The 12,903-nt window shown below is 64.1% G+C and carries 13 protein-coding genes; 11 read left to right on the plus strand and 2 right to left on the minus strand.

Going from position 1 to position 12,903, the window contains the following annotated elements:
• Nucleotides 1–9 precede the first annotated feature (9 nt).
• Complete coding sequence (locus ACYQ6W_RS03300; protein WP_459673560.1) at nt 10–399, minus strand: VOC family protein; 390 nt, start codon at nt 397–399, stop codon at nt 10–12.
• A gap of 89 nt (nt 400–488) precedes the next feature.
• Here ACYQ6W_RS03300 and ACYQ6W_RS03305 point away from each other — a divergent pair, with 89 nt between their 5' ends.
• Together ACYQ6W_RS03305 and ACYQ6W_RS03310 are read left to right on the plus strand one after the other, a co-directional pair.
• A complete protein-coding gene (locus ACYQ6W_RS03305) occupies nt 489–740 on the plus strand; it encodes an AbrB/MazE/SpoVT family DNA-binding domain-containing protein (protein WP_459673561.1) in 252 nt (83 codons plus the stop codon).
• An 8-nt stretch (nt 741–748) separates the two neighbouring features.
• The gene (locus ACYQ6W_RS03310; protein WP_459673562.1) at nt 749–1,135 is read left to right on the plus strand and encodes a type II toxin-antitoxin system VapC family toxin; all 387 of its coding nucleotides are present in this window, start codon (nt 749–751) and stop codon (nt 1,133–1,135) included.
• A gap of 3 nt (nt 1,136–1,138) precedes the next feature.
• Here ACYQ6W_RS03310 and hydA read toward each other — a convergent pair whose 3' ends face one another.
• Nucleotides 1,139–2,578 carry a dihydropyrimidinase gene (gene hydA / locus ACYQ6W_RS03315; RefSeq protein WP_459673563.1) on the minus strand — a complete coding sequence of 480 codons (1,440 nt, stop codon included), beginning with the start codon at nt 2,576–2,578 and terminating at the stop codon, nt 1,139–1,141.
• Nucleotides 2,579–2,708: 130 nt separating this feature from the next.
• Between hydA and ACYQ6W_RS03320 the strand changes: the two genes are divergently transcribed.
• The 9 genes from ACYQ6W_RS03320 to ACYQ6W_RS03360 all read left to right on the plus strand — a co-directional run bounded on the left by ACYQ6W_RS03320 (nt 2,709) and on the right by ACYQ6W_RS03360 (nt 12,901).
• On the plus strand, nt 2,709–4,067 hold the full coding sequence (locus tag ACYQ6W_RS03320; protein ID WP_459673564.1) for an NAD(P)-dependent oxidoreductase: 1,359 nt from the start codon (nt 2,709–2,711) through the stop codon (nt 4,065–4,067).
• A 15-nt stretch (nt 4,068–4,082) separates the two neighbouring features.
• Nucleotides 4,083–5,378: an NAD-dependent dihydropyrimidine dehydrogenase subunit PreA gene (preA, locus tag ACYQ6W_RS03325; RefSeq protein WP_459673565.1), complete on the plus strand. Its 1,296-nt coding sequence runs from the start codon at nt 4,083–4,085 to the stop codon at nt 5,376–5,378.
• The gene (locus ACYQ6W_RS03330; protein ID WP_459673567.1) at nt 5,375–6,637 is read left to right on the plus strand and encodes an allantoate amidohydrolase; all 1,263 of its coding nucleotides are present in this window, start codon (nt 5,375–5,377) and stop codon (nt 6,635–6,637) included. The genes preA and ACYQ6W_RS03330 overlap by 4 nt, the downstream gene beginning before the upstream one ends.
• The gene (locus ACYQ6W_RS03335) at nt 6,634–7,416 is read left to right on the plus strand and encodes an ABC transporter ATP-binding protein (protein WP_459673568.1); all 783 of its coding nucleotides are present in this window, start codon (nt 6,634–6,636) and stop codon (nt 7,414–7,416) included. The genes ACYQ6W_RS03330 and ACYQ6W_RS03335 overlap by 4 nt, the downstream gene beginning before the upstream one ends.
• Nucleotides 7,409–8,296, plus strand: a complete 888-nt coding sequence (locus tag ACYQ6W_RS03340; protein WP_459673569.1) for an ABC transporter permease — start codon at nt 7,409–7,411, stop codon at nt 8,294–8,296. Before ACYQ6W_RS03335 ends, ACYQ6W_RS03340 begins: the two co-directional genes overlap by 8 nt.
• Nucleotides 8,293–9,246 (plus strand): ABC transporter permease, encoded by a 954-nt coding sequence (locus ACYQ6W_RS03345; protein ID WP_459673570.1) that lies wholly within the window; start codon nt 8,293–8,295, stop codon nt 9,244–9,246. The genes ACYQ6W_RS03340 and ACYQ6W_RS03345 overlap by 4 nt, the downstream gene beginning before the upstream one ends.
• Before the next feature lie 164 nt (nt 9,247–9,410).
• Nucleotides 9,411–10,406, plus strand: a complete 996-nt coding sequence (locus ACYQ6W_RS03350) for an ABC transporter substrate-binding protein (RefSeq protein WP_459673571.1) — start codon at nt 9,411–9,413, stop codon at nt 10,404–10,406.
• A gap of 123 nt (nt 10,407–10,529) precedes the next feature.
• Nucleotides 10,530–11,768: a branched-chain amino acid ABC transporter substrate-binding protein gene (locus ACYQ6W_RS03355; protein ID WP_459673572.1), complete on the plus strand. Its 1,239-nt coding sequence runs from the start codon at nt 10,530–10,532 to the stop codon at nt 11,766–11,768.
• 203 nt (nt 11,769–11,971) lie between these two features.
• Nucleotides 11,972–12,901 carry a branched-chain amino acid ABC transporter permease gene (locus ACYQ6W_RS03360; protein ID WP_459673573.1) on the plus strand — a complete coding sequence of 310 codons (930 nt, stop codon included), beginning with the start codon at nt 11,972–11,974 and terminating at the stop codon, nt 12,899–12,901.
• Nucleotides 12,902–12,903: the final 2 nt, after the last annotated feature.

The following is a 12,903-nucleotide window of genomic DNA, read 5'->3' on the forward strand; positions in this document are numbered from 1 at the left end:
CGGCGTTTTTTATGGCGCGGGCTGGATCAGATCCCAGCGATTGCCGCAGCAATCGAGGAAGACGGCGACCGAGCCATAGGCTTCCACTCGCGGTCCTTCCTCGAAGATCACGCCTTTTGCGAGAAAGTCCGCGTAGTCGCGCACCAGATCGTCGGTGTGCACGACGGAGATAACCCGGCTGCCGGCCTGACGGCCGACCAGATCGACCTGCTCCGGCAGGCTTGGCAGCGCCAGGCGAAGCGCCACGCCGCCGCCATCGGGCGTCACCTCGACCCAGCGCTTGCCGTTCGGCTGGGTGCAGTCATGGGTCAGAACGAAGCCCAGCTTGCCCACGAAGAAGGCGATGGCTTCATCGCAATCGCGGACAAGAAGCGTGGTGGAGGCGATGCGCAGGGTCATGATGAGGTCATGCGCCACCGGATCGCATCGAGCAAGCTTGAAATAAGGCAAAATTGCATTACTTCCGATGGACTGACCGAGGCAGGGGCATGACGACGTTAACCGTGACGGCGCGGGGCCAGGTGACCTTTAGGAAGGACGTGCTGAATCATCTGGGCATCCGGCCCGGTGACAAGATTGAGCTGGATAAGCTGCCGGACGGACGACTTGAGCTGCGGGCCGCGCGCCCGACCGCGACGATTGACGGCTTTATCGGTGTGCTTGCTGGGAAAACCGATAAAGTTGTAACCATCGAGGAGATGAATGAAGCGATCGCGGCAGGCTGGGCTGGCGAACCGTGAGGGTTGCTGTGGACACGAACATCCTGGTTCGTGCGGCAACTTTGGATGATGAGCGGCAGGCGGCGATGGCTGCCAAGCTCCTGCGCGAGGCAGAGATCGTCGTTGTTACCTTATCAACCTTGTGCGAACTCGTCTGGGTGCTGAGGCGCGCTTACAAGCTCGGAGCAAATGTCATTGCAGAAGCATTGGCGGCTCTCGTTGCGGCGGAGAATATTGTAGCCGACCGTCCGGCGGTTCAGGCCGGGATTGCGACTCTGATGGCCGGCGGAGATTTTGCCGATGGCGTCATCGCCTATGAAGGCCGCTGGCTGGGTGGCGAAACCTTCGTATCATTCGACCGGCACGCCGTGTCCCTGCTGAACGGCCAGGGCGACAGCGCGCAGCTTCTCGATTAGATCTTACCGCGTAACGCCTTTTGGCGCGTTTGCGGTATTGACCAGCGAAATCGCCTCATAGGCCGGCGGGAAGCAGGGCCGCTCGATGTAGCGCCCCGCGCCGCGCACCGCGCGCAGCTCACCTTCATGCCAGACGATCTTGCCTTGACTGATCGTCGTCGCGGCGAGACCCGTGACCTCCATGCCTTCGTAGACGTTGAAATCGACGTTCTGATGATGAGTCTTCGCGGAGATCTTGCGGTTGGCCTCCGGATCCCACAACACGAGATCGGCATCTGCCCCGACCTCGACCGCACCCTTGCGGGGATGGAGATTGAAGATCTTCGCGGTATTTGTGGAGGTGACGGCGACGAATTCCGAGGGCGTCAGCCGTCCCGTGCGCACACCATGATGCCACAACACGCTCATGCGGTCTTCGATTCCGGCCGTGCCGTTGGGAATGAGCGTGAAATTCTCGCGCCCCGCTGCTTTCTGGGGTGCGCAGAAGGCGCAGTGGTCGGTCGCGGTCGTCTGCAACTGGCCCGAGGTGAGGCCGGCCCAGAGGGCCTTCTGATGATGCTTGGGGCGGAAGGGTGGGCTCATCACATAGGCGGCGGCCGTCGCGAAATCCTTGTTCTGATAGACGCTCTCGTCGATCACCAACTGCTGTGCCAGAACTTCGCCATAGACTCGCTGGCCGGTGGCCCTTGCGCGCGCAATGGCGGCCGTCGCCTCTTCGGTCGACACGTGAACGATATAGACGGGCGCACCGATCAGGCCGGCAATCGCGATCGCGCGCTGCGCCGCCTCGCCCTCCACTGCCGCCGGCCGGGATAGCGCGTGCCCCTCCGGCCCGGTGATGCCTTGTGCCAGCAAATTCTTCTGCATGAAGGCGACGGCTTCGCCATTCTCGGCATGGACGGTGGGCACGGCGCCCAGCTCCAACGCGCGCGTGAAGCTCTTCAGGAGGATGTCGTCATCCACCATGATGGCGCCCTTATAGGCCATGAAGTGCTTGAAGCTGTTCACCCCGTGCTCGCGCGTGAGCACGCCCATCTCCTCGGCCACCTGATCCGACCAGTGGGTGACGGCGACATGGAAGCTGTAATCGGCCGCAGCCTTTTCGGCCCAGCCGCGCCACGTCTTGAAGCTCTCCAGCAGGGAAGCGCCGGGGGAGGGAATGACGAAGTCGATAATCATCGTCGTGCCGCCGGCAAGCCCGGCGGCCGTGCCGGTATAGAAATCCTCCGTCGCGACGGTGCCCATGAAGGGCAGTTCCATATGCGTATGGGGGTCGATGCCGCCGGGCATGACCAGCAGGCCGCCGGCCTCCACCACCTCGGCGCCGGCCGGCACTTCCAGATCGGGTCCGATCGCCTGGATCACGCCGCCGTCGCACAGCACGTCGGCGCGGAAGCGCCGTTCAGCGGTCACGACCTCGCCGCCGCGAATGAGAAGGGACATGGTTTCCTCCAAAGCGTAACGATGAGCTATCGTGAACCGTCACGGCGGGATTGGGAAGCGGCCAAGGGCGTCCGTTGACACGTTGTGCCAATTTCATCAGCATTCCCGCCGAGCGTGATCGGGGGACTGGATGTCGGAAAGGCTTGGCGATCAAAGTTTAAGCACCTCGGGCGCAGCGCAGGAGACGGCGGCGGCGATCGCCAGCCGCCTGGGGGAAATGGCGCCGCCGCTTTCGACGGACGAGGCGCGCGTCGAGGCCGATCGCTGCTATTTCTGCTACGATGCCCCCTGTATCGAGGCTTGCCCGACCGGGATCGACATCCCCGGTTTCATCGGAAAGATCCGCAGCGGCAATCTGCGGGGTGCCGCCACCACCATCCTCGAGAGCAATATCCTGGGTGGCAGTTGCGCACGCGTCTGCCCGACCGAAATCCTCTGCGAGGACGCTTGCGTGCGCATGGCACAGGAAGGCAAGCCGGTGACCATCGGCAGCCTGCAGCGCCACGCGACGGATTTTCTGATGGATCAGGGGGAGCATCCCTTCACCCGGGCCGCGGCGACCGGTAAGCGCGTGGCCGTGGTGGGCGCGGGGCCGGCCGGCCTCGCCTGCGCGCACCGGCTGGCGCTTCTCGGCCATGACGTCGTCATCTACGAGGCGAAGCCAAAACCGGGCGGCCTCAACGAATATGGTATCGCCGCCTATAAGGTCGTGGATGAGTTCGCGGCGCGGGAAGTGGCGTTCATCCTCCGCATCGGCGGTATCACCATCGAATACGATGCCCCGCTCGGTGCCGATCTCACGCTCGACCATCTGCGGCAGCGCTTCGATGCCGTCTTCCTCGGTCTCGGCCTGGGCGCGGCCCGCGCCGCGGAGGTGCCGGGTGAAGAGCTCCCCGGGGTGATGGATGCCATCGCCTATATCGAACTCCTGCGTCAGGCGCCGGAGCGGGCCGCGGCACTCGCGCGCGGCAACGTGGTTGTGCTCGGTGGCGGCAATACGGCGATCGATGCCGCGACGCAGATCCGCATGCTCGGCGCCGAGACCGTGACCATGGTTTATCGCCGTGGGCCCGCGCAGATGGGGGCGACCAAGGTCGAGCAGGATTGGGCGCAGACCCACGGGGTCACGATCCGCCATTTCCTGGCGCCGGTCTCCATCGAAGCGGTAGCCGGGGGCGGGCTCGCCCTGCATCTTGCGCGCACGCAGCTCGACGGTGACCGATTGGTGCAGACGGCCGACCGCGTGACGATGCAGGCCGACCTCATCCTCAAGGCGGTGGGCCAGAGCTTCGTGCCGGCACCGCTGCAGGCGGGGGAGGCGCCGGCACTGCAGCGCGGGCGTATCCTGGTGAATGCGGAATTCCAGACCTCGCTGCCCGCTGTCTTCGCCGGGGGAGATTGCATCGGCACCGGTGAGGATCTCACGGTTCAAGCGGTCGCTCAGGGGCGGGATGCCGCTCTTTCCATCCATCGCCTCCTCAGCGCCTGACTTAGGGAGACCAGCATGGCCGATCTCTCCGTCACCTTCGCCGGTATCCGTTCTCCCAATCCCTTCTGGCTGGCCTCCGCGCCACCGACCGACAAGGAATATAACGTCGTCCGGGCGCTGAAGGCAGGCTGGGGTGGCGTCGTGTGGAAGACGCTGGGCGAGGACCCGCCGGTGGTGAACGTCTCCAGCCGCTATGGCGCCGTGTCCTATGGTGGCCAGCGCATCATGGGCTTCAACAACATCGAGTTGATCACCGACCGGCCGCTCGCCCTCAACCTGCAGGAAATCAAGTCCGTCAAACGGGATTTTCCGGATCGGGCGATCGTCGTCAGCCTCATGGTGCCCTGTGTCGAGGAGGCCTGGAAGGCGATCCTGCCCCTGGTCGAGGAGACGGGCGCGGACGGGATCGAGCTGAATTTCGGCTGTCCGCACGGCATGAGCGAACGCGGCATGGGGGCGGCCGTCGGCCAGGTGCCGGATTACGTCGAGATGGTCACCCGCTGGTGCAAGCAGAACACACGCATGCCGGTGATCGTGAAGCTGACGCCGAACGTGACGGACATCCTGCAGCCGGCGCGCGCCGCCCATCGTGGCGGGGCGGACGCCGTTTCCCTCATCAACACCATCATGTCCATCGTCTCGGTCGATCTCGATCAGATGGCGCCGACTCCGGTGGTCGGCGGCATGGGCACCCATGGCGGTTATTGCGGCCCTGGCGTGAAGCCCATCGCGCTCCGCATGGTCGGCGAAATCGCGCGCGCCGCCGACATGCGCGGGCTGCCCATCTCCGGCATCGGCGGCATCTCCACCTGGCGCGATGCTGCGGAGTTCATCGCCATTGGGTCCGGCACGGTGCAGATCTGTACCGCGGCTATGCATCATGGTTTCCGTATCATCGAGGATCTGACCCAAGGTCTCTCCAACTGGATGGACGGCAAGGGCTACGCGCGACTGAAGGACTTTCAGGGCGCGGCCATCCCGAACTTCGTCCATTGGGAAGATCTCAACATCAACTTCAAGACGCTGGCGCATATCGACCAGGATCTCTGTATCAAATGCGGCCTGTGCCATATTGCCTGCGAAGATACGGCGCATCAGGCGATCGCGGCGACGCGGGTGGATGGGCAGCGCCGTTACGAGGTGATCGAAGAAGAATGCGTGGGCTGCAATCTCTGCTCCCACGTCTGCCCTGTTGAGAACTGCATCACCATGAATCCGGCGGAAACGGGCTTGCCATTTGCCACCTGGAAGGAGCATCCGAACAACCCGCTGCGCGTGGACGCGCCTTCCGAGACGAAAGCCCTGTCATGAGCCTTGCCACCAACCTCGCGATCGATCCCGCCCGGCTTTGGGATACGGTGATTGAGACGGCGAAGATCGGCGGCACCGCCAAAGGTGGGGTGAAGCGCCTGACGCTCACCGATCTCGACGCCGAGGTCCGTCGCTGGTTCATCGCCGCATGCGAGGAAGCGGGCGCGCAGGTGACTGTCGACGACATGGGCAATCTCTTCGCCCGGCGACCGGGCCGCGACGACAGCCTAGCTCCCATCGCCATCGGCAGCCATCTCGACACGCAGCCCACGGGCGGCAAGTTCGATGGCATCATCGGCGTGCTGTCCGGGCTTGAAGTGCTGCGCACGCTGAAGGATGCCGGCTACGAGACCACGCATCCGATCGAGATCATCAACTGGACGAATGAGGAGGGGTCGCGCTTCGCGCCCGCCATGCTGGCCTCCGGCGTCTTCGCCGGTGTCTTCACCAAGGATTGGGCCTATGCGCGGGAGGATCGCGCGGGGGTGCGGTTCGGAGACGCCTTGCGCGAAATCGGCTTCGTCGGCGATCAGCCCTGCGGCCAACATCCGCTCGCCGCGCATTTCGAACTTCACATTGAGCAGGGGCCGATTCTGGAGGCCGAGGGCAAAACCATCGGCGTCGTCACGGGCGTTCAGGGCATGCGCTGGTACGAGGTGACGGTGACGGGCAAGGACAGCCATGCTGGCTCGACCCCGATGACCCTGCGGCGGGATGCGCTGCTGGCCACCGCTCGGATGATCGAGGTGGTGAACGCCATTGCCATGGAGCATGCGCCGCATGCGGTGGGCACGGTCGGTCTGATCGAGGCGCGGCCGAACAGCCGTAACGTGATTCCCGGCGAGGTGTTCTTCGCGGTGGATTTCCGCCATCCGGAGGATGCAGTCCTCACGGTGATGGAGCAGAAGCTGCGCGAGCGGGTCGCCGTCATCGCCGATGCGAGCCAGGTGACAGCGAAGCTCGACTGTATCTGGAACTCTCCCGCCGTGCATTTCGATGCGCGCTGCGTCTCGGCCGTTCGCCAGGCGGCGCAGCAGGCCGGGTTCCCGCACCGGGACATCATCTCCGGGGCGGGGCATGATTCGGCCTATATCGCGGCGGTGGCACCCACCACGATGATCTTCGTACCCTGCGCCGGTGGCGTCAGCCATAATGAAGAGGAAAGCGCGGAGGCGCCTGACGTCGCGGCCGGCGCCAACGTGCTGCTTCAGGCGGTGCTGGCGATGGACGCGACCCTCGCCGAGCGTGCTTCGGCGTGAGCGCCACCCCCGCCGTCGTGGCGGAAAAGCTGAGCATCCGTTTTGGCGAGGGCGATGGGGCGACCATCGCCCTCTCCGATGTCGATCTCACCATCGGTGAGGGCGATTTCGTCTCTCTCATCGGCCCGTCCGGCTGTGGCAAAACGACGTTGCTGCGGGCTATTGCCGATCTTGTGCAGCCGAGTTCCGGCTTGCTCCGCGTGAAAGGGATGACGCCGGAGGCCGCCCGTCTCGCCCGCGCCTATGGCTATGTCTTCCAGGCGCCCGCCTTGCTGCCCTGGCGCAGCGTGGCCCGCAACGTCACCCTGCCGCTGGAGATCATGGGCCTGCCGCGGGAACGCCGGCAGGTGGAGGCTTTGCGCCATCTCGACCTCGTGGGCTTGCAGGATTTTGCCCGGAAGTTTCCCTGGCAGCTCTCCGGCGGCATGCAGCAGCGCGTCTCCATCGCCCGCGCGCTGAGCTTCGAGCCGAGTCTGCTTCTGATGGACGAGCCCTTCGGGGCACTGGACGAGATCACGCGGGATGGACTGAACCTGCATCTGCACGAGCTCTGGGGCCGCACCGGGCTTACCGGCGTCTTCGTCACCCATTCCATCCCCGAGGCGGTCTTTCTTTCCACCCATATCGTCGTCATGTCCGCCCGGCCGGGCCGGGTGGTGGAGGTGATCGAGAGCGACCTGCCGCGCAGCCGCCGCCTGGAAGATCGGGAGACGCCGGCTTTTCTCGAGCTTTCGCGCCGCGTGCGGGAGGCGCTGCATATCGGCTACGGGCATGAGTGACGGGCCCGCGCGGCGGCTGTTGGGCCGCATCCTGCCCATCCCCACGGTGCTGCTCGGCATTCTCCTCCTTTGGTATGCGGCTGCTGTCTGGCTCAATGCGCCGCAGGCCTCAGCCCTCATGGACCCGGATCAGCCGCATGGTCTCTGGGCGCTGGCGCAGGCCTGCTGGTCGATGGACCGGCCAGTGCTGCCGGCGCCCGACCAGGTGGCCGGAACCTTGCTCGACAGCGTCTTCGACTATCCTTTGACCTCGCCGCGCAACCTGTTGCTGCAGGCGGGTTATACGGCGGAGGCGGCCGCCGTCGGGCTGCTCTTCGGGACGGTCTTCGGAATCCTACTCGCTATCGGCATCCTCTACGTCCGCACGCTGGACCGCTCCGTGATGCCCTGGGTGATCGCCAGCCAGACGATTCCCATCCTCGCCATTGCGCCCATGCTGGTTGTGGCGCTGGGAGCGATGGGGGTGACGGGCCTGGTGCCCAAGGCCGTCATCGTCGCCTATCTGACCTTCTTTCCGGTGACGGTGGGCATGGTGAAAGGGTTGCGCACGCCCGAGCCCCTGCAACTCGACCTCATGCTGACATACAGCGGGGGCCCCGCGGCAGTCTTCACCAAGCTGCGCTGGCCGTCCTCGATGGCCTTCCTTTTTCCGAGCCTGCGCGTGGCCGTGGCGCTGGCGGTGACGGGCGCCATCGTCGCGGAGATGCCGACCGGCGCGCAGGTCGGCCTCGGCGCCCGACTGCTGGCCGGGAGCTACTACGGCCAGACCATGATGATGTGGAGCGCCCTGACCATGGCGAGCCTACTCGCCCTCTTCGCCCTGCTGCTCGTGACCCTTGCGGAGCGCAGCGTGACCTGGGCTAGGGGAGGCCGGATGTGAGCCGCAAGAGCCAGGCCCCACCGGGTGGCGCACAGTGGATCATGAGCACTGCCGGGCTCGTATTCTGCAGCCTTGCCGCCATCAGTCTGCGGAACTTCGGCGTGATGCCCTGGATCATGGCCGGGGTCGGTCTCGTCCTGTCGATCGCGGGCCTCTCGCTCTTCGCCCGGGGGAACAGCCGGGCGGATCGGCTGGCGTCACCCATTCTCTTCGGCCTGCTGGTATTGTGGCTGTGGCAGATGTTGGTGGTCGGCCTGCGCGTGCCCTTCGTCATCCTGCCGCCGCCGTCGCGCATCGCCTGGGCCTTGTGGAGCAATCTCGGCGTGCTGCGGGAGGACTTCGCCCAGACCTATCTGCATGCGGTGGTCATCGGCTATCTGATCGGCTGTGGCACGGGTTGCCTGTTGGCGCTTGCGATCGACCGCTCCCCGTTTCTGCAGCGGGGTTTGACCCCTCTCGGCAATCTGGTCAGCGCGATGCCGATCATCGGCATCGCCCCCATCATGGTCATGTGGTTCGGCTTCGGCTGGCCTTCCAAGGCGGCCGTGGTGGTGCTGATGACGGTCTTTCCGATGCTCGTGAATGCGCGGGCGGGACTGGCCGAGGCAGGGGCCATGGAACGCGACCTGATGCGGACGTACGCCGCGGGCTACTGGCAGACGCTGCTCCGGCTGCGCCTGCCGGCGGCGATGCCGATGATCTTCAATGCGCTCAAGCTCAATTCGACCCTTGCCCTGATCGGGGCGGTGGTTGCCGAATTCTTCGGCACGCCGACCCGCGGCATGGGCTTTCGCATCTCGACCGAAGCGGCGCGGATGAATCTTGACGTGGTCTGGGCGACCATCTGCGTCGCCGCCGTTGCCGGCTCGGCCAGCTTCGCCGTCGTCGCCTTCCTGGAGCGTTTGGTCACCTTCTGGCACCCGTCCTTCCGGAGCAGCGGAGGACGCTAGGGCGTGCTGGGCGGCAATTGACTGCAAGAAACGTTTCATTCTGATCTTTCCGGATCAATCCCGACGCAACGGCATTATTCTTGCTCTTCCAGTCCCTGAGATGGTCTCAGCCTGGGCTGACGGTCAGAGAGGATATGATGCGACAACCGACGAGACGGCTATTAATGGGAGCAGGCGCTGCCCTGCTCATGGGCGTGTCCGCAGCCCTTGCGGCGGCCCCGGCGCGCGCTGCCGATGCGCTCACGCTGCAGCTCAAATGGGTGACGCAAGGCCAGTTCGTGGGCTATTACGTCGCCCTCGCCAAGGGCTTCTACAAGGCTGAAAACCTCGACGTCACCATCAAGCCGGGCGGTCCCGACATCAACCCCGATCAGGTTCTCGCCGGTGGTGGCGCCGATGTGGTGATCGACTGGATGCCCTCTGCGCTCGCGACGCGTGAGAAGGGTGTGCCGATCGTCAATATCGCCCAGGTCTTCCAGCATTCCGGCATGGAACTCACCTGCCGCAAGGACAGCGGGGTGAAGACCCCTGCCGACTTCAAAGGCAAGACGCTCGGCGTCTGGTTCTCGGGCAATGAATATCCGTTTCTGTCCTGGATGGCGAAGCTCGGCTATACCACCGAAGGTGCGCATCCCGACGTGACCGTGCTTAAGCAGGGCTTCAACGTCGATCCGCTGCTGCAGAAGCAGGCGGCCTGCATTTCCACGATGAGCTACAATGAATACTGGCAGCTGATCGAAGCAGGAATGAAGCCGGCGCAACTCATCGTCTTCAAATATCAGGACGAGCATGTCGCGACGCTGGAGGATGGGCTCTACGTTCTGCAGTCGTCGCTGGGTGATCCGGCAAAGGTCGATCGTCTGGCCCGCTTCCTCAAAGCCTCCAAGGAAGGCTGGACCTATGCTGCGGCGCATCAGGCGGAAGCCGTGAAGATCCTGCTCGCGGCGGACACAGCTGGTGTGCTGACCAAACAACATCAGACCAGAATGGTTTCGGAAGTCGCGAAGCTCCTGGGCACGACGCCCTGGGGCTATCTGACGGCCGCGGATTACGATCGCACGGTAGACGAACTTCTGTCCACCAAGTCGACACCTGTGATCACAAAGAAGCCGGATGGCGCCTATACTCGCGTCGTCTGGGACAAGGCATTCAAGAACTGAGCAAAAACTCGTGGCTGGGCGAAAGATTTCCTCTGGACTTCTTTCGCCGCCCGAGGCTTGCTTGCCCGCGACAGCGCGGTGCCATCTAGACTGCGTTCAAGCCATCACCTAGGAGATCGAAGGATGATTACGAGACGTTCTGCGGCGTCCCTGTTCGCCGGCACGGCGCTGGGCGCGGCGCTCGGCCTGCCCCGCCTGGCCTTTGCTGCTGACAAGACCATCATCATCGGCATCAACCTGCCGATCACCGGTGCGGACGCGGCGGGTGCGAAGCGCATGATGAACGGCGCGCTGCTCGGCATCAGCCAGGCGAACGATGCCAACGAAATTCCGGGCTACACGCTGAAGCCGCTGGTGCTGAACGATGCGACCGCGACCGCGGGCCAGTATGACCCGGCCCAGGCCGCGACCAACGCGCGCAAGTTCGTTTCGAACCCGAAGGTTCTGGCGGCGATCGGCCCTGAGATGAGCGGTTCGGCCAAGGCGATGGTGCCGATCCTCAACCAGGCTTCGATCTCCATGATCACGCCCTCGGCCACCAATCCCGATCTGACCAATCCTCAGTTCGCGGCGCAGTATGTGCCGACGGGCAAGACCACCTTCTTCCGTACCGTGACCACCGATGCCTTCCAAGGCCCGAACATGGCGAACTTCTACGCCGAAACGCTCGGCCTGAAGGACGTCTACATCCTCGACGACAGCGGCGCCTATGGCGTGGGTCTCGCGGATGCCTTCCAGAAGCAGGCGGAAGCCAAAGGCATGAAGATCCTCGGTCGTGACCGGCTGGATCCGACCGCGTCCGACTACACGGCCGTGCTGACGAAGATCAAGTCGCTCAACGCGAGCTCGCTCTACTACGGCGGCGTCGCCAATGCCGGCGTCAAGCTGGTGAAGGAGAGCTATCAGGTCGTGCCCAACATCAAGAAGGGCGCGGGCGACGGCATGTATTCGCCGGACGTGACGAAGGGCGCCGGGTTCCCCGCGGCGGAAGGTTGGTACATCACCAATGCCTCTCCGCATATGACGGAAGACCCGAAGCTCGTGAACTGGATCAACGACTACACCTCCAAGTTCAACGAGTCGCCGGATGACTACGCGATCACGGCCTATGACGGTGTGCTCGTGATCATCGCCGCCCTGAAGAAGGTCATCGCGGAAGGCAAGGCGCCGACCCGTGAGAACCTGCGTGCCGCGATCGCCGGGGCTTCCGTCGATACGCTGCAGGGGCCGGTTTCCTTCGACGCGCATGGCGACATCACCCAGCGCGTGGTTTCGGTCTTCCAGATCACCCACGATCCGAAGTATCCGATCGACGACGCCATCCATCAGTTCAAATACGTCGGTGTTGCGCCGCAGAGCTGATTGCAGGCTCAAGCCTTCGGGCGCCCCGCGTGGGCGCCCGCTACGCCTTCGGCTGCACGGCGGTCCGGCAGAATCCAATCCTGTAGTCATTCCCGTCGTGCAATCGGTTCCCGACCCTGATCAGCGGCATTACCGCCAAGGGACGAGACCGACCAGCCTGCCTGTCACTGAACCATTCGTCGAAAGCCGGGACCCTCTGACGCATGTCTTCTTTTGATCTCTTTCTCCAGCAAATCATAAACGGTGTCAGCCTCGGCGCGATGTACGCCCTGCTCGCGCTGGGCTTTACCATCGTCTACGGCATCATGGAGCTGATCAACTTCTCTCATTTCAACGTCTTCATGGTCGGCTCCTTTGTCGCCATGGGCGTGCTGAATATCTTCGGCTTCACCGATCAGAGCGTCCTGCTGCACGGTCTGCCGCTGGTCGCTGTTCTGCTGGCAACCCTCGTCATCACCATGACGGCGACGGGCTTTCTGGGGGTCGGCATCGAACGGCTCGCGCTACGTCCTTTGCGAGGTGTACAGGGGCCGATGGCGATGATCACGACGATCGGCGTTTCCTACGTCATCTCGAACGTCGTCATGCTCGGCGTCGGCGCCAGTACGATGAACTACCCAAACCCCATTCCGCCCGTGAACTTCCACTTTGGCACGGCGCAGCTGTCGGTTTTCCAGCTGATCATCTGGATCGTCGCTTCCCTGCTCATGGCGGGGCTCTATTTCTTCGTCCAGCGCAGCAAGCTCGGCAAGGCGATGCGCGCGACGGCGCAGGACCCGGATGCGGCGCTGATGATGGGCGTTGACGTCAACCGGGTCATCATGACCGCCTTTTTCCTGGGCTCGGCCCTGGCCGGTGCCGGCGGTTTCATCTTTGGCCTCTATTACAACTTCACCAATTTCGGCATCGGCTTCACCGCCGGGCTGCGCGCCTTCACGGCGGCCGTGCTCGGCGGTATCGGCAACATCCCGGGTGCCATGATCGGCGGTCTCATCATCGGCATCATCGAAGCGATGGGCGGCCAATACATCGGCGCCAAATGGGCCGACGTCATCATCTTCTCCCTGCTGGTTCTCGTGCTGATCTTCCGGCCGGCCGGTCTGCTCGGGCGCTTGGCGCCCACCAAGTCCTGAAA

It is taken from the genome of Acidisoma sp. 7E03 (assembly GCF_054665075.1).